We start from the raw sequence: 16,463 nt of genomic DNA on the forward strand, positions 1-16,463 counted from the left end.
ACGCCCGTGACCGAGGCGTGGGGACCGGACGACGAGGACGAGCAGCGGCGGCGCGGAGCCAGCGGACCGGTGCGGGTCCGGGTGCCCGCCAAGGTCAACCTGCACCTCGGGGTGGGGCCGCTGCGCCGCGACGGCTACCACGAGCTGAACACCGTCTACCACGCGATCTCGATCTACGACGAGCTGACCGCCCGTCGGGGCGACACGCTCACCCTCACGATGGAGGGCGAGGGTGCCGGCGAGCTGGCCCTGGACGACACCAACCTGGCCATCCGGGCGGCCCACGCCCTCGCCGGCCACGCCGGGGTGCCGCCGCACGCCCGGCTGCACCTGCGCAAGCAGATCCCGCTGGCCGGCGGGCTGGCCGGGGGCAGCGCCGACGCGGCCGCGGCGCTGGTCGCCTGCGACGCGCTCTGGGGGACGGGGCTGTCCCGCGACGAACTGGCCCGGATCGCCGCCGACCTCGGCTCCGACGTGCCGTTCCTGATCCATGGCGGCACCGCCCTCGGCACCGGCCGGGGCGAGACGGTCAGCCCCGTGCTGGCCCGCCCCACCACCTGGCACTGGGTGGTGGCCGTGGCCGACGGCGGCCTCTCCACCCCGGCCGCCTACCGGGAACTGGACCGGCTCCGTGACGCCGGCACCGCCGGTGAGCCGCTGGGCAGCACCGACGCGCTCTTCGCCGCGCTGCGCCAGCGCGACCCGCGGGTGCTCGCCAAGACGCTCGGCAACGATCTCCAGGACGCCGCGCTGACCATGCGCCCGTCGCTGGCGGAGACGCTGAAGGCCGGCGAGGCGGCCGGCGCGCTGGCCGGCATCGTCTCCGGCTCGGGGCCGACCTGCGTCTTCCTCGCCGCGGACGCCGCCGACGCCGAGCGGATCGCCGCGGAACTGACCACCGCCGAGGTGTGCCGCGAGGCGCGCACCGCCCACGGCCCGGTCGCCGGCGCGCGGATCGCCTGACCGGACGGGCCGCCTTGCGCCACCGGAGGCCCCCGGGCCGCGAGCGGGCGGCCCCGGGCCCGCCGACCGGACGCCCCGGCCCGGAGGCTGCCGGCGCCCCGGCCCGCTGACCTGGAACAAGCCGGCCGCCCCGCCGGTTGACCCGCGGTACGCCCGGCTCCGGCCGGGAGGGGCCCCGGCGCCCGCGTACGCTGGGAGGCTCAGGCGTCCCAGGTGCCGACCGGCACCGGGACGCCTTGATCATGGGAGGTGAGGTCGTGGCCAACATCGTCAACCTGGACCGGGTGTCCAAGGGCTACGGCGCCGCCGGGCCGCTGCTCACCGACGTCTCGCTCGGCCTGGACGACGCCGACCGGATCGGCGTGGTCGGCCTCAACGGTGCCGGCAAGTCCACCCTGCTGCGGCTGCTCACCCGGATCGAGGAACCGGACGACGGGCGCGTCACCCACCGCCGCGACCTGCGGGTCGCCTGGCTGCCGCAGACCCTCCAGCTCGCCCCCGAGGCCACCGTCCGGGACGTGGTGCTCGGCACCGCCTGGCTCGGCGAGAGCATGGGCGCCGAGCACGAGTGGGCCGGCGACGCCGGCGTCCGGGCCATCCTCGACGGCCTCGGCATGCCCCACCTCGGCCTCGACCAGCCCGTCGGCCCGATGTCCGGCGGCGAGCGGCGGCGGGTCGCGCTGGCCGCGCTGCTGGTCCGCGAGTCCGACCTGCTGATCCTCGACGAGCCCACCAACCACCTCGACGTCGGCGGCGTCGACTGGCTGGCGAAGCACCTCGTCGGCCGCAGGGGCGCCCTGGTCGTGGTCACCCACGACCGGTGGTTCCTCGACGCGGTCTGCACCACCACCTGGGAGGTCGCCGACCAGACCGTCCGGGCGTACGAGGGCGGCTTCGCCGCCTGGACCCTCGCCCGGGTCGAGCGCGAGCGGGTCGCCGCGGCCACCGAGGCCCGCCGGCAGAACCTGCTCCGCAAGGAGATCGCCTGGCTGCGGCGCGGGCCGCCCGCCCGCACCTCCAAGCCGCGCTTCCGCATCGACGCCGCCAACGCGCTCATCGCCGACGTCCCGCCGGCCCGCGACACCATGTCGCTGCAACGGCTCGCCACCGCCCGGCTCGGCAAGCAGGTGTACGACCTGGCGCAGGTCACCCTGCACGCCGGCCCGAAGGAGATCCTGCGCGACGTCACCTGGCAGGTCGGCCCCGGCGACCGGATCGCCGTCCTCGGCCGCAACGGGGCGGGCAAGACCACCCTGCTGCGGATGCTGGCCGGCATCACCCGCCCCGACGGCGGGCGCTTCGCCACCGGCTCCACCGTCCGGCCGGCCTTCCTCTCCCAGGAGCTGGCCGAGCTGCCCGGCCACCTGCGCGTGCTCGAAGCGGTGGAGGAGGTCGCCCGGCGGGTGCAGCTCGGCGACCGGGAGGTCTCCGCCGCCCAGCTCGCCGAGGTCTTCGGCTTCGACGACCGGCGGCTCTGGACGCCGGTCAGCGACCTCTCCGGCGGCGAGCGCCGCCGGTTGCAGATGCTCCGGCTGCTCGCCGGGGAGCCGAACGTGCTCCTGTTCGACGAGCCCACCAACGACCTGGACACCGACACCCTCGCCGCGCTGGAGGACCTGCTCGACTCCTGGCCCGGCACCATCATCGTGGCCAGCCACGACCGCTACCTCATCGAACGCGTCACCGACGTCGCGTACGGCATGTTCGGCGACGGCCGGCTGGTGCACCTGCCCGGCGGCGTCGACGAGTACCTCGCCCGGGCCGCCGGCCGGCCCGGCCCCGCCATGCCGGAGGTCACCCCCGCCGCCGACGCCGGCACCCCCGCCGCGACCGGCATGTCCGCCGCCGAGGCGCGGCAGGCCCGCAAGGAACTGGCCCGGCTGGAACGGCAGGTCGCCAAGCTGGAGCAGAAGGAGGCGACGCTGCTCGACCAGCTCGCCGCGCACGCCACCGACTACGCCAAGGTCGCCGAGCTCGACGCCCAGCTCAAGGAGCTGCGGGCCGAGCGGGAGCGGACCGAGGAGTCCTGGCTGGCCCTGGCCGACGAGATCCCGGCGGTCTGAGCCGCCACGTGGTCGCGGCGCCGCACCGGAGGCCCCCGTGTGCGGCGTCACACCCCGGCGTGCGGGACAATCGTCGGCGACCCCTCACCCGAACGGCGTTGGAGACTCAGACATGGCCCACACCCCCGTCAACCACCCCGCGCGGCCGGTCTACCGGGCGATCGGCGGGCTGACCGGTCTGTACCTGGTGGCCTTCGGCGTGCTCGGCATCGTCGCGAGCGCCGGCAACGAGGTCCTCGCCCAGGATGACACCCAGGTCCTCGGCCAGGGGACGAACCTCGGCTTCTCGCTGCTCAGCGCCCTGCTGGGGGCCGCGGTGCTGGCCGGCACCGCGATCGGCCGCAACATCGACGTCATGATCAACCAGTGGCTGGCGTACGCCATCATGGTGCTCAGCCTCGCCGGTCTCGCCTTCATTCAGACCGAGGCCAACATCTTCAACTTCAGCATCTTCACCGTCATCGCGCTGATGGTGGTCGGCCTGGTCCTGCTGATGGTCGGCATGTACGGCAAGGTCGGCACCGAGAAGGAGCAGGAGGCCTGGCAGAAGGCCCGCCTCGTGCTCTGAGTGGTTTGGTGGGTTTTCGCCGGAGCCCGACCCGCTCCGGGCGGTCAGGCTTGATCCCTGCACGGGTCGGGCTCCGGCGAAAACCGACGTGGTCCCGCTCCGTCCGGCCGCTGCGGCCCGGTGGGGTGGGATCTTTTCGTTCCGCCGTTGTCGGCTGCGCCTTGAGCGGTTTGGCGGACGGATGACCTCCTCCGAGGGACAATCGGGGCGAATGTCCTGATTGGTGGAGGGGTCATGCCGCACTTTCCCGTGAACCATCCGGCGCGGTCGGTCTACCGGGTCCTCGCCGGCCTGGTGGGGCTCTACATCCTGGTGTTCGGCGTCTGGGGCGTCGTCCTGACCTGGGGCGACCCGCTCTTCGACCGGGGCGACAACTGGGCCCTCGGGCTCCGCACCAACCTGGCCTTCTCGCTGGCCTCCGTCGCCTTCGGGATCGTGCTCATCATCGGGGCGTCGCGGCGCGGCAACCTCGGCCACTACATGAACCTGACCGCCGGCGTCGTCTTCCTGGTCACCAGCCTCCTCATGATGTCCGTGCTCCAGACGGAGGCCAACTTCCTCAACTTCTCGATGTCCACGGTCATCGTGTCGATGCTCTTCGGCCTGCTCCTGCTCGGCACCGGCCTGTACGACAAGGTCGGCACCGACGAGCACGCCGAGGAGGAGCGGCGGCGCCGGCACCACCCGGTCTCCGAGGCCCACAGCCGCTGACCCGACGCCGGGGTCAGCGGCCCCGCACCGTGATCAGGCTCGGCTTCGCCTCCAGGTGCGACAGCCCGCTCCAGGCCAGGTTGACCAGGTGCGCGGCCACCGTCTCCTTGCGCGGCTTGCGCACCTCCAGCCACCAGCGGCCGGTCAGCGCCACCATCCCCACCAGCGCCTGCGAGTAGAGCTCGGCCAGCTTCGGGTCGTAGCCCCGGCTGGAGAACTCGGCGCCCAAGATGTGCTCCACCTGGTGCGCCACGTCGTTCATCACGCTGCTGAAGTTGCCCGCGGCGGACAGCACCGGCGACTCGCGCACCAGCACCCGGAAGCCGCTGGTCTCCTCCTCGATGTAGGTCAGCAGGGCCAGCGCCGCCTGCTCCAGCAACTCGCGGGGGTGCCCGGCGGTCAGGGCCGTGGTGATCCGGTCCAGCAGGGCCCGGACCTCCCGGTCCACCACCACCGCGTAGAGCCCCTCCTTGCCGCCGAAGTGCTCGTAGACCACCGGCTTCGAGACCTTCGCGCGCGCCGCCACCTCCTCGATGGAGGTGGCGTCGAAGCCGCGCTCGGCGAAGATCTGCCGGGCGGTCGAGATCAACTGCTCCCGACGCTGGGCCGCCGACATGCGTACGCGTGAGGAGGGCTTGGGGGCCGCGGCGGGAACCGCCCGCCGCCGGCCGGTCGAGCCGTCGCTGCCAGGGACATCCGCCATGTTCTCGTCACTCCGCCGGCGCTCGGTGACGCCCTGTCGTCCGATGGTGCCGCCGCCGCGCTGGGTCACGTCGCCCCCTCGCCGGTCGTCGGTCGGGTGGCGCCGCCGCCCCCTGCGACCGTATCCGCGGCGGGCACCGCACCCGTGTCGCCGGGCCGCCCGGCGCCGCCCCCGCTTCGCTCGGTCACCCGGCCATCCTGCCAGGCGACCCCCGCGCCCACCGCCCGCGCTACCGCCCGGGGGCCGGCCCGACGAGCTTCGCCGCGATGCGCTCGGGCTTCGGCCAGCGCACGTCCCAGGCCGCGCCGACCTTCTCGAACAGCCAGATCACCCGGGCCGAGACGTCCACCTGGCCGCGCAGTACGCCGTGCCGGGCGCTGGTCGGGTCGGCGTGGTGCAGGTTGTGCCAGCTCTCGCCGAACGACACGAGCGCCAGCGGCCAGAAGTTCGACGCGCGGTCGCCCTGGCGCATCGCGAACGGCCGCTCCCCGTAGACGTGGCAGACGGAGTTGATGGACCAGGTCACGTGGTGCAGGAGCGCGATGCGCACCAGGCCGGCCCAGAAGAGGGCGGACAGCGCCCCCCGCCACGACCAGGTGAGCAGGCCGCCCATCAGCGCGGGACCGAGTACCGAGACCACCACCAGCAGCGGAAAGAGCCGGTCCACCCGGTTGATGTCCCGGTCGGCGAGCAGGTCCGGGGCGAACCGCTTCCGGTTGGACAACTCGCGGCCGAAGAGCCAGCCGACGTGCGCGTGGAACAGGCCCTTGGTCAGGCCGCGGACGCTCTCCCCGAACCGCCACGGCGAGTGCGGGTCGCCCTCCAGGTCGGAGAAGGCGTGGTGGCGCCGGTGGTCGGCCACCCACTGGATGATCTCGCCCTGCACGGCCAGCGAACCGGAGACCGCCAGCGCGATCCGCAGCCAGCGCTTCGCCTTGAACGACCCGTGCGTGAAGTACCGGTGGTAGCCGACCGTGATGCCCAGCCCGGAGACCACGTACCAGAACCCGGCGACGGCCACGTCGGTCCAGCTCAGCCAGCCGCCCCAGGCCACCGGCACGGCGGCGACGAGGGCCAGGAAGGGGATCACCACGAACGCCCAGAGGGCGATCAGGATGCCCCGGGACTGGGTGCCCTGGGTGAGGGGCTTCGGGCCGGCCGTCGGGTCGAGGGACGTGGCGGACATGGCACCTCGCAGAGGGACGCGATGATCACGAAGTTACGCCTACGTCACCGTAACTTAGGTTCCCCGGGCGCGCATGGGACAGCGTCGGGGATGAATGCCCAAGCTGTCGTTCGCGGTCTACGCCCCGCGATCGAGCCGCCTCTACCGGACGGTTGAAGGGATCATGAAGGAAATGAGCGATGGCGTCACGGGCGAGGGGCGCTAAGGTGTAGGAGTCCGGCAAGCTGATCAGTTTGCCCGTTTTAGACCGTCCCGGGTCGTCTAATGGCAGGACGTCAGGTTTTGGTCCTGATTGTAGGGGTTCGAGTCCTCTCCCGGGAGCTTCCGCTCGTCGCGTGACGATGTCTGGTTAGCATGGCCGCGAGATTGTTCGCCGTCCCGACGGGAGCCCGTGTCGTGTCCCAGCCCCACCTCCGCACCGTTGTCGTGCTCGCCGCCGGTGAGGGCAAGCGGATGAAGTCGGCGCTGCCCAAGGTGCTGCACCCGCTGCTCGGCCGCACCCTCGTCGGTCACGTGCTGGCCGCCGCCGCGCCGCTGGCCGCGGACCGCACGGTGGTCGTGGTGGGGCACGGCGCCGACCAGGTCCGCGCGCACCTCGCGGAGATCGCCCCCGAGGCCACCCCGGTGCTCCAGGCCGAGCAGCTCGGCACCGGGCACGCCGTCCGGATCGCGCTGGACGCCGCGCCGGAGGCCACCGGCACCGTGGTCGTCATCAACGGCGACGTGCCGCTGCTCCGCCCGGAGACGGTGGCCGCGCTGGTGGAGGCGCACGAGGGCGCGGGGGCGGCGGCGACCGTGCTCGCCGCCGAGGTGCCCGACCCGACCGGCCTGGGCCGGATCGTGCGCGACGCCGACGGGCGGCTCGAACAGATCGTCGAGGAGCGCGACGCCACCGGCGCGCAGCGGGCGATCCGGGAGATCAACGCCGGCATCTACGCGTTCGACGCCGCCCGGCTGCGCGACGCGCTGGGCAAGCTGTCGACCGACAACGACCAGGGCGAGGAGTACCTGACCGACGTCTTCGCCCTGCTGGGCTCGGCCGGTGAGCCGGTGGCGGTGCACGTGGCGGCGGACCACGTGGAGACGCTGGGCTGCAACGACCGGGTCGAGCTGGCCACGCTGCGCCGGCTGCTGCGCGACCGGGTCAACGAGGCCTGGATGCGCACCGGGGTCAGCCTGCTCGACCCGGACACCACCTGGATCGACGTGACGGTCGCCCTGGACCGCGACGCCGTGGTCGACCAGAACACCCAGCTGCGCGGCGGCACGGTGGTCGGCACGGGCGCGGTGGTCGGGCCGGACGTGACGCTGATCGACACCGTCGTCGGCCCGGGCGCCACGGTGCTGCGCAGCCACGCCGTGGGCGCGGAGGTCGGCCCGGGCGCCAGCGTCGGGCCGTACGCGTACCTGCGGCCGGACGCCCGGCTGGCCGAGAAGGCCAAGGTCGGCACGTTCGTCGAGGTGAAGAACTCGGAGGTGGGCGCGGGCGCGAAGGTGCCGCACCTGTCGTACGTGGGCGACGCGACGATCGGCGCGAAGGCGAACATCGGCGCGGCGACGATCTTCGTGAACTACGACGGGGTGAACAAGCACCGCACCACGGTCGGCGAGGCCGCGTTCATCGGCTGCGACACCAGCCTCATCGCGCCCGTCGAGGTGGGCGCCGGGGCGTACGTGGCGGCGGGCAGCGCCATCACGCAGGACGTGCCGCCGGGCGCGCTCGGGGTGACCCGTGCGCCGCAGCGCAGCATCGACGGCTGGGTGGCCCGCAAGCGGGCCGGTACGGCCTCCGCCGAAGCGGCGGCGCGCGCCCAGGCGGCCGATGAGGATGCGTCGGCGCCGGGATCCCGGGCAAGTGAAGGTGAGGCAATCCACGGGGATGCCGAGCCGGTCGGGTCGGCCTCGGGCGCGGGGGATACTGCAACCGAATAGTCCCCGGCCCACCACCACCGCCGGGTACCACCGACCAACGGGAGCAGACGGGCCCATGGGCAGCATCGTCGCCGAAAACCGCAAGAGCCTGATGCTTTTTTCCGGACGTGGCTTTCCGGAGTTGGCCAAGGAGATCGGTGAGGTGCTCGGCGTCGCGCCGACGCCGGCCGACGCGTACGAGTTCGCCAACGGCGAGATCTTCGTACGGTTCAAGGACTCGGTGCGCGGTTCGGACGCCTTCGTGGTGCAGTCCGTCACGCACGGGGTCAACACGTGGGTCATGGAGACCCTCATCATGATCGACGCGCTGAAGCGCGGTTCGGCCAAGCGGATCACCGTGGTGCTGCCGTTCTACCCGTACGCCCGGCAGGACAAGAAGCACCGCGGCCGGGAGCCGATCTCGGCCCGGCTGGTGGCGGACCTGCTGAAGACGGCCGGGGCGAACCGGATCCTCACCGTCGACCTGCACACCGCGCAGATCCAGGGCTTCTTCGACGGCCCCGTCGACCACCTCTTCGCGATGGACATCCTCGCCGAGTACGTCGAGCACAAGTACGCCGGCCGCCCCATGACGGTGGTCGCGCCGGACTCGGGCCGGGTGCGGGTGGCCGAGCGGTGGACGGACCGGCTGGGTGGCTGCCCGCTGGCGTTCATCCACAAGACCCGGGACCCGCTGAAGCCGAACCAGGTGGTGGCGAACCGGGTGGTCGGTGAGGTCGAGGGGCGGGTCTGCCTGGTCGTCGACGACATGATCGACACGGGCGGCACGATCTGCAAGGCGGCGGACATCCTGCGCGAGTCCGGCGCGGCCGACGTGATCGTCGCCTCGACCCACGCGCTGCTCTCCGACCCGGCGACCGAGCGGTTGAAGAACAGCCCGATCAGCGAGGTCGTGGTGACCAACACGCTGCCGCTGCCGCCCGAGAAGCAGCTCGACAAGATCACCGTGCTGTCGATCGCGCCGCTGCTGGCGCGGGCGATCCGCGAGGTCTTCGACGACGGGTCGGTGACCACCCTCTTCGGTGGCCTGAGCTGACCGTCCGACGCCGGGCCGGCTGGGCGCCGCCGCCCCCGGTCCGGTGTCGACCGCCGCGCGGGCGCCTGCGGGCGGGTGCCGGCGGGCGGGTCCGTATCGCCCTGCGGGCCTGCGGGAACGGTGATAAGGGGACTGCCGGAGCGCGCGGAATCAGCTCGGGTAGACTGGTGCGGTTGCCACGGCGAGGGTGCCCGGCGGGCCGCTGACAAAGCGCCGCACGGAGGCACCGTCATCGACGCGGTGCTCCGGGCAGTCGTTCTCGACGCATGAGCCCCAGCGAGCCCCTCGCCCCAGCACCGCCAGACGACAAGCCGCCGCAGCGAAAGCATCAGGAGTTTCCCCGTGTCCGAGGTAAAGATCAGCGCCGAGCCCCGTACCGAGTTCGGCAAGGGTGGTGCCCGTCGTACCCGCCGGGCCGGCAAGGTGCCCGCCGTGCTGTACGGCCACGGCGAGAAGCCCAAGCACATCGCGCTGCCGTCCCGTGAGTTCGCCGCGGCGATCCGCAAGGGCGGTGCCAACCAGCTCTTCGCGATCGAGGTCAGCGACGGCACCCAGGTGCTGGCGCTGCCGAAGGCGATCCAGCGTGACCCGCTCAAGGACACCTTCGAGCACGTGGACCTGCTGCTGGTCCGCCGGGGCGAGAAGGTCACCGTCGACGTCCCGGTCCAGCTGACCGGCGAGGCCGCGAGGGACACCCTGATCGTCCACGACCACGACACCCTGTCGGTCACCGCCGACGCCACCAAGGTGCCGGACCACCTGGAGGCCTCGATCGAGGGCATGGAGGCCGGCACCCAGGTCACCGCCGGTGACGTGCAGCTGCCGGCCGGCGTCGAGCTGGCCGCCGACGCGGACCAGACCGTCGCCTCGGTGACGGCCGCGCCGACCGCCGAGCAGCTCGAGGCCACCCTCCCCGAGGTCGAGGAGGCCGCCGAGGAGGCCGAGGCCGGTGTCGGCGAGGAGACCGCCGAGGGCGCCGAGGCTCCGGCCGCCGAGGGCGACGAGAACGCCGAGGCGAAGACCGAGGCCTGACCGGTCCGCTTCGTTGCGACAGGCGTCCCCGCACGGTCGGGGGCGCCTGTCGGCGTATCGGTGTCCGGGCGGACGGATGACGGCGAGCAGCGGGAGGGGCGGGGCGTGACGGACGAGACGGGGCCGTGGCTGGTGGTCGGCCTGGGCAACCCGGGCCGGGAGTACGCCGGCAACCGGCACAACGTCGGCTTCATGGTGGCCGACCTGCTGGCGGGCCGGCTCGGGGCGAGATTCGGCCGGCACAAGCGGGCGGTGGCGGAGGTCGCCGAGGGACGGCTCGGGTTCGGCGGACCGAAGCTGGTGCTGGTCAAGCCGCTGACGTACATGAACCTCTCCGGGGGGCCGGTGGCCGGCCTGGCCCAGTTCCACAAGGTGCCGCCGGACCGGGTGGTCGCGGTGCACGACGAGCTGGACATCGGCTACGGCCAGGTGCGGGTGAAGTGCGGCGGCGGCGAGGGCGGGCACAACGGCCTGCGGTCGATGTCGAAGTCGCTGGGCACGAAGGAGTACGTCCGGGTGCGGTTCGGCATCGGCCGGCCGCCGGGGCGGCAGGACCCGGCGGACTACGTACTGTCGGATTTCGGCGCGACCGAGCGCAAGGAGCTGGAGTTCCTGGTGGACCGGGCCGCGGATGTGGTGGAGTCGGTGATCACCAGGGGCGTGGAGCCGACGCAGAACCTCTACCACGGGGTGTGAGCGCCGGGTCGGGCGCCGGGGGCCGGTAGTCTTCGCCTTTCGGCGCGCGCGACCGTCGGGGCAGGTCGTCGGCGGCGGGGCGTGCCGGGCACGGAGCGTGGCGAGGCGACGGGAGCAGGAGTCATGGGCAGTCCTCCGATGATCGACGGCGCTTTCGCCCGGTGGCTGGCGGCCCGGGCCGGTCAGGCGCTGCTCGACCTGCGGTCCGAGATGGGCTTTGCCGACGCGGGGGCGTTGCGGTCGGCGGGCGACAAGGTCTCGCACGACCTGATCCGCACCGAACTGGCGAAGTGGCGCCCGGGCGACGCGGTCCTCTCCGAGGAGGACGAGGGCTCGCGGCTGGCGTGGGCGGCGGAGGTGAACGCCGAGGCGGTGTCCCGGCTGGCCGCCGACCGGGTGTGGATCATCGACCCGCTGGACGGCACGCGGGAGTTCTCCGAGGAGGGCCGTTCGGACTGGGCGGTGCACGTGGCGCTCTGGTCGCGTACCGCGCCGACGCCGCACGGCCTGGTCGCGGGGGCGGTCGGGCTGCCGGCGCAGCAGCGGGTGCTGGGCACCGACTATCCGCCGGCGTACCCGCCGATGACGGTGGAGGCGACGGCGGCGGGTGGCGGTCGGACGATCCGCCTGGCGGCGAGCCGGAGCCGGCCGCCGGTGTTCCTGACCGACCTGGCGGAGGACGTGGGGGCGCACCTGGTGCCGATGGGCTCGGCCGGGGCGAAGATCGCCGCGGTGGTCACCGGCGAGGTCGACGCCTACATCCACGCGGGCGGCCAGTACGAGTGGGACTCGGCGGCACCGGTCGCTGTGGCGACGGCCACCGGGCTGCACGCTTCCCGGATCGACGGTTCTGCGCTGAGATACAACGAGGCGGATCCGCGCCTGCCGGACCTGCTGGTCTGCCGCAAGGATCTCGCCAGTCGGTTGCTTGCAGCGTTGCAGCGTCATTCCGGGTAGCCTGAGCGGCACTTCTTGGCATGCCCGACCGGAAAGGTCTGGAATACGATGAGCGGATTCGAGCGAAGCGAGCCCGTGTCATGACCGCCCCCGCCGCCTACCAGGTGTCGCACCTCGACGCGTTGGAGGCCGAGAGCATCTTCGTGATGCGCGAGGTGGTCGCCGAGATGGAGCGGCCGGTGCTGCTCTTCTCGGGCGGCAAGGACTCGATCGTGATGCTCCGGCTGGCCCAGAAGGCGTTCGCCCCGGCCAACGTCCCGTTCCCGGTCATGCACGTGGACACCGGGCACAACTTCCCCGAGGTCCTGGAGTACCGGGACCAGCGGGTCGCCGAGCTGGGGCTGCACCTGGTGGTGGCGAGCGTGCCGGAGGCCCTGGCCAGCGGGCTGGTGCGCGAGTCGGGCGACGGGATGCGCAACCGGATCCAGACGCCGGTGCTGCTGGACGCGGTGGAGAAGCACCGGTTCGACGCGCTCTTCGGCGGCGCCCGCCGCGACGAGGAGAAGGCCCGCGCCAAGGAGCGGGTGTTCAGCTTCCGCGACGAGTTCGGCCAGTGGGACCCGAAGAACCAGCGCCCGGAGCTGTGGGCGCTCTACAACGGCCGCCACCACCCGGGCGAGTCCATCCGGGTCTTCCCGCTGTCCAACTGGACCGAGCTGGACGTCTGGCACTACATCGCCCGCGAGCGCATCGCCCTGCCGTCGATCTACTACGCGCACGAGCGCGAGGTCGTCGAGCGCGACGGGATGCTCTACGCGGTCAACGAGTTCTTCCGTCCCCGCGCGGGCGAGGACCGGTTCAAGGCGCGGGTGCGCTACCGGACGGTGGGCGACGCGTCCTGCACGGCGGCGGTCCGTTCCGACGCCGACACGGTCGAGAAGGTCATCGAGGAGGTCGCCGCCACCCGGATCACCGAGCGCGGCGCGACCCGCGGCGACGACCGGGTCAGCGAGGCCGCCATGGAGGACCGCAAGCGGGAGGGCTACTTCTGATGACCACCGGGACCGTCGCGCCGGACGGCGCGGACAGCCGGGCCGCCACCGAGACGCCCGGCCGGCCGATGGACCTGCTGCGCTTCGCCACCGCCGGCAGCGTCGACGACGGCAAGTCGACCCTGATCGGCCGGCTGCTCTACGACACGAAGTCGCTCTTCACCGACCAGCTCGCCGCCGTCGAGGCGGTCAGCGCCGCCCGGGGCGACGAGTACACGAACCTGGCGCTGCTCACCGACGGCCTGCGCGCCGAGCGCGAGCAGGGCATCACCATCGACGTGGCGTACCGCTACTTCGCCACCCCCCGGCGCAAGTTCATCATCGCGGACACCCCGGGGCACATCCAGTACACCCGGAACATGGTCACCGGGGCGTCGACGGCCGACCTGGCGCTGATCCTGGTGGACGCCCGCAAGGGCCTGGTCGAGCAGTCCCGCCGGCACGCGTTCCTCTGCTCGCTGCTGCGGGTGCCGCACCTGGTCCTCTGCGTCAACAAGATGGACCTGGTCGACTTCTCGCAGGAGGTCTTCGAGCGGATCGCGGACGAGTTCACCGCGTTCGCCGCGAAGCTCGACGTGCCCGACCTGACGGTGGTGCCGGTCTCCGCGCTGCGCGGTGACAACATCGTCTCCCGGTCGGAGAACATGCCCTGGTACGAGGGCCCGTCGCTGCTGCACCACCTGGAGCGGGTGCACATCGCCAGCGACCGCAACCTGGTCGACGTCCGGTTCCCGGTGCAGTACGTGATCCGCCCGCAGTCGACCACCGTCACCGACTACCGGGGCTACGCCGGCCAGGTCGCCTCCGGCGTGCTGAAGCCGGGCGACGAGGTGATGGTGCTGCCATCCGGGTTCACCAGCCGGATCTCCGCCGTGGAGACCGCCGACGGGCCGGTCGCGGAGGCGTTCCCGCCGATGTCGGTGACCGTACGCCTGGAAGACGAGATCGACATCTCCCGGGGCGACATGATCTGCCGTCCGAACAACGCGCCGGCGGTGTCCCAGGACATCGAGGCGATGGTGTGCTGGATGGACGAGACCCGTCCGCTGCGGGTCGGCGGCAGGTACGCCATCAAGCACACCACCCGCTCCGCGCGGGCGATCGTGCGCGGGCTGCACTACCGGCTGGACATCAACTCGCTGCACCGCGACGAGTCCGCGGGCGAACTGGGGCTCAACGAGATCGGCCGGGTGCGGCTGCGGACCACCGTGCCGCTGCTCGCGGACGAGTACCGCCGCAACCGCACCACCGGCGGCTTCGTGATCATCGACGAGTCCACGAACCGTACGGTCGGCGCGGGGATGATCGTCGAGGCGCAGTGACCCCCACGGTGGGCGGACGCCCGCCCACCGTGGTCAGTCCAGCCGGGTCGCGCCGGGGCCGGGCAGGACGGTGACGTGGCCGGGCGCGGCGAAGCCCCGCTCGGCGTAGGCGGCCGTGACGGCGTCGGCGACCGCGTCGCCCCGCTCCGCGTCGACGAGGGCGAGCACGCAGCCGCCGAAGCCGCCGCCGGTCATCCGGGCACCGAGCGCCCCGGCGGCCAGGGCCGCCTCGACGGCCGTGTCGATCTCCGGCACGGTGATCTCGAAGTCGTCGCGCATCGACGCGTGCGAGGCGGTCAGCAGCGGGCCGATCTCGCGTACGCGGCCGGCGCGCAGCAGCGCGACCGTGTCGAGCACGCGCTGGTTCTCGGTGACCACGTGCCGCACCCGGCGGCGGGTCTCGTCCTCGTCGAGTCGGGCCAGGGCGTCGGCCAGCCCGTCGGCCGGGACGTCGCGTAGCGCGGCGATGCCGAGCAGCCCGGCCGCCCGCTCGCAGGACGCGCGGCGGGCGGCGTACTCGCCGTCGGCGTGCCGGTGCGGGGCCCGGCTGTCGACGACCAGCACGGCGAGGCCGGCGGCGTCCAGGTCGAACGGGACCTGCTCGACGGACTCGTCGCGGCAGTCCAGGAAGAGCGCGTGCCCGGCGCGGCAACGGATCACCGCCGACTGGTCCATGATGCCGGTCGGCGCGCCCACGTAGTCGTTCTCGGCGCGCTGGGCCAGCCGGGGCCGTCGCTCGGCGGGCAGGTCCAGCCCGCCCAGGTCGACCAGGGCGGCCAGCACGGCGGCCTCCAGCGCGGCCGAGGAGGACAGCCCCGCGCCCAGTGGCACGTCGGAGGCGACCGCCAGGCGCGCGCCGGGCACCGCGTGCCCGGCCTCCCGCAGCGCCCAGGCGACCCCGGCGACGTACGCGCCCCAGCCGGCGACCCGGCCGGCCTCGGCGACGTCGTCGGCGCCGAAGGTGACCGTGTCGCCGGTGAGCTCGGAGCAGACCGTCCAGGTGTCACCGGGCTGCGGGGCGGCGGCCACCACCGTGCGCAGCGGCAGGGCGAAGGGGAGCACGAAGCCGTCGTTGTAGTCGGTGTGCTCGCCGATGAGGTTGGCCCGGCCGGGAGCCGCCCAGCGGCCAGCGGGCGGCCCGCCGTACGCCGAACGGAAGGCGGCGGTGGCGCGGGCCGCGACGTCGTCGGTCACCGCGACCCCACCACGTGCGTGCGGTAGAAGGCCCAGGCGTCGGCGACGATGGCGGGCAGGGTCGGCTTCTGCGGCACCCAGCCCAGCTCGTCGCGCGCCAGCGCGGACGACGCGACCAGCTCGGCGGGGTCGCCCTCGCGGCGCGGCGCCACCTCGACCGGCACCCGGTGCCCGGTGACCTCGCGGACCACGTCGACCACCTGCCTATTGGTGAAGCCGTTGCCGTTGCCCAGGTTGTAGATCCGGTGCTGCCCGGCGGTCGCCGCGCCCAGCGCCAGCAGGTGGGCGCGGGCCAGGTCGGCGACGTGGATGTAGTCGCGCACGCAGGTGCCGTCGACGGTCGGGTAGTCGTCGCCGAAGAGTTGGAGCTTCTCCCGCCGGCCGGCGGCCACCTCCAGCGCGATCGGGATCAGGTGCGTCTCGGGGTCGTGCCGCTCGCCGAGCGCGACGTCGCCGTCGAGGTGGGCGCCGGCCACGTTGAAGTAGCGCAGCGAGACGGCGGCCAGGCCGTGCCCGATCGCCTCCGAGGTGAGGGCCATGTCGACGGCGAGCTTGGTGGCGCCGTACGTGTTGGTGGGGGCCTTGACCGCGCTCTCCGGGATCGGCAGCTCGGTCGGGTTGCCGTAGACGGCGGCGGTGGAGGAGAAGACGAGGCGGGGCACGCCGGCGGCCCGGACGGCGTCGATCAGGGCGATCGAGCTGACCGTGTTGCCGTGCCAGTAGAGCTCGGGCCTGGTCATCGACTCGCCGGCGGCGATCAGCGCGGCGAAGTGCAGCACCCCGTCGAAGCCCGCGTCCGGGGTGAGCACCCGGGCGGCCTCGTGGACGGGCGCGTCGACGTACGTCGCGTCGGGGGCGAGCGCCTCCCGGTGGCCGGTGCGCAGGTCGTCGAGGACCACCACCTCGTGGCCGGCGTCGAGCAGCATCCGGGTCACCACGCTGCCGATGAAGCCGGCGCCGCCGGTGACGAGCAGTTTCACGTCGGTCTCCTCCTGCCTGGCCGCCCGTCACGGCCCGTGTCGTGATCACCCTACGGCCGGTCGCCCGATGGCCGCCCTCCGTCGGCGACCTTGCCATTCCATCATGATTCCCCAACTTCGAACAGAGC

At 73.1% G+C, this 16,463-nt stretch carries 15 protein-coding genes and 1 tRNA gene; 12 read left to right on the forward strand and 4 right to left on the reverse strand.

The window, feature by feature from the left end:
* Positions 1-6 precede the first annotated feature (6 nt).
* The 4 genes from ACSNN9_RS04330 (at position 7) to ACSNN9_RS04345 (ending at position 4,305) form a co-directional block, all read left to right on the forward strand.
* Positions 7-963: a 4-(cytidine 5'-diphospho)-2-C-methyl-D-erythritol kinase gene (locus tag ACSNN9_RS04330; RefSeq protein WP_436671313.1), complete on the forward strand. Its 957-nt coding sequence runs from the start codon at positions 7-9 to the stop codon at positions 961-963.
* A gap of 257 nt (positions 964-1,220) precedes the next feature.
* A complete protein-coding gene (locus ACSNN9_RS04335; protein WP_436671314.1) occupies positions 1,221-3,026 on the forward strand; it encodes an ABC-F family ATP-binding cassette domain-containing protein in 1,806 nt (601 codons plus the stop codon).
* A 112-nt stretch (positions 3,027-3,138) separates the two neighbouring features.
* Complete coding sequence (locus tag ACSNN9_RS04340; protein WP_436671315.1) at positions 3,139-3,594, forward strand: DUF4383 domain-containing protein; 456 nt, start codon at positions 3,139-3,141, stop codon at positions 3,592-3,594.
* A gap of 234 nt (positions 3,595-3,828) precedes the next feature.
* Positions 3,829-4,305, forward strand: coding sequence for a DUF4383 domain-containing protein (locus ACSNN9_RS04345; protein ID WP_436671316.1), 477 nt, complete (start codon positions 3,829-3,831; stop codon positions 4,303-4,305).
* Between the two features lie 13 nt (positions 4,306-4,318).
* On the opposite strand, the gene ACSNN9_RS04350 is transcribed toward ACSNN9_RS04345, so the two are convergent.
* Positions 4,319-5,008 (reverse strand): TetR family transcriptional regulator, encoded by a 690-nt coding sequence (locus ACSNN9_RS04350; protein WP_436671348.1) that lies wholly within the window; start codon positions 5,006-5,008, stop codon positions 4,319-4,321.
* Positions 5,009-5,237: 229 nt separating this feature from the next.
* Positions 5,238-6,194, reverse strand: coding sequence for an acyl-CoA desaturase (locus ACSNN9_RS04355; RefSeq protein ID WP_436671317.1), 957 nt, complete (start codon positions 6,192-6,194; stop codon positions 5,238-5,240).
* A gap of 250 nt (positions 6,195-6,444) precedes the next feature.
* On the opposite strand from ACSNN9_RS04355, the gene ACSNN9_RS04360 reads away from it, so the two are divergent.
* The 8 genes from ACSNN9_RS04360 to ACSNN9_RS04395 all read left to right on the forward strand — a co-directional run bounded on the left by ACSNN9_RS04360 (position 6,445) and on the right by ACSNN9_RS04395 (position 14,161).
* Positions 6,445-6,515: transfer RNA gene (locus ACSNN9_RS04360), tRNA-Gln, on the forward strand.
* Between the two features lie 33 nt (positions 6,516-6,548).
* Positions 6,549-8,126 carry a bifunctional UDP-N-acetylglucosamine diphosphorylase/glucosamine-1-phosphate N-acetyltransferase GlmU gene (glmU, locus tag ACSNN9_RS04365; protein ID WP_436671318.1) on the forward strand — a complete coding sequence of 526 codons (1,578 nt, stop codon included), beginning with the start codon at positions 6,549-6,551 and terminating at the stop codon, positions 8,124-8,126.
* Between the two features lie 55 nt (positions 8,127-8,181).
* Complete coding sequence (locus ACSNN9_RS04370; protein WP_357870128.1) at positions 8,182-9,162, forward strand: ribose-phosphate diphosphokinase; 981 nt, start codon at positions 8,182-8,184, stop codon at positions 9,160-9,162.
* Positions 9,163-9,504: 342 nt separating this feature from the next.
* The gene (locus tag ACSNN9_RS04375) at positions 9,505-10,194 is read left to right on the forward strand and encodes a 50S ribosomal protein L25/general stress protein Ctc (protein ID WP_436671319.1); all 690 of its coding nucleotides are present in this window, start codon (positions 9,505-9,507) and stop codon (positions 10,192-10,194) included.
* A 105-nt stretch (positions 10,195-10,299) separates the two neighbouring features.
* Complete coding sequence (gene pth, locus ACSNN9_RS04380) at positions 10,300-10,890, forward strand: aminoacyl-tRNA hydrolase (RefSeq protein ID WP_436671320.1); 591 nt, start codon at positions 10,300-10,302, stop codon at positions 10,888-10,890.
* Between the two features lie 123 nt (positions 10,891-11,013).
* On the forward strand, positions 11,014-11,847 hold the full coding sequence (locus ACSNN9_RS04385; RefSeq protein ID WP_436671321.1) for an inositol monophosphatase family protein: 834 nt from the start codon (positions 11,014-11,016) through the stop codon (positions 11,845-11,847).
* Positions 11,848-11,927: 80 nt separating this feature from the next.
* Positions 11,928-12,839, forward strand: coding sequence for a sulfate adenylyltransferase subunit CysD (gene cysD / locus ACSNN9_RS04390; RefSeq protein ID WP_436671322.1), 912 nt, complete (start codon positions 11,928-11,930; stop codon positions 12,837-12,839).
* Complete coding sequence (locus tag ACSNN9_RS04395) at positions 12,839-14,161, forward strand: sulfate adenylyltransferase subunit 1 (protein ID WP_436671323.1); 1,323 nt, start codon at positions 12,839-12,841, stop codon at positions 14,159-14,161. The genes cysD and ACSNN9_RS04395 overlap by 1 nt, the downstream gene beginning before the upstream one ends.
* Before the next feature lie 33 nt (positions 14,162-14,194).
* Here ACSNN9_RS04395 and galK read toward each other — a convergent pair whose 3' ends face one another.
* Both galK and galE read right to left on the reverse strand, forming a co-directional pair.
* Positions 14,195-15,355 carry a galactokinase gene (gene galK, locus ACSNN9_RS04400; RefSeq protein WP_436671324.1) on the reverse strand — a complete coding sequence of 387 codons (1,161 nt, stop codon included), beginning with the start codon at positions 15,353-15,355 and terminating at the stop codon, positions 14,195-14,197.
* Complete coding sequence (gene galE / locus ACSNN9_RS04405) at positions 15,352-16,335, reverse strand: UDP-glucose 4-epimerase GalE (protein ID WP_436671325.1); 984 nt, start codon at positions 16,333-16,335, stop codon at positions 15,352-15,354. Before galE ends, galK begins: the two co-directional genes overlap by 4 nt.
* Positions 16,336-16,463: the final 128 nt, after the last annotated feature.

Source organism: Micromonospora sp. URMC 107 (assembly GCF_051386315.1).
Lineage (GTDB): Bacteria > Actinomycetota > Actinomycetes > Mycobacteriales > Micromonosporaceae > Micromonospora.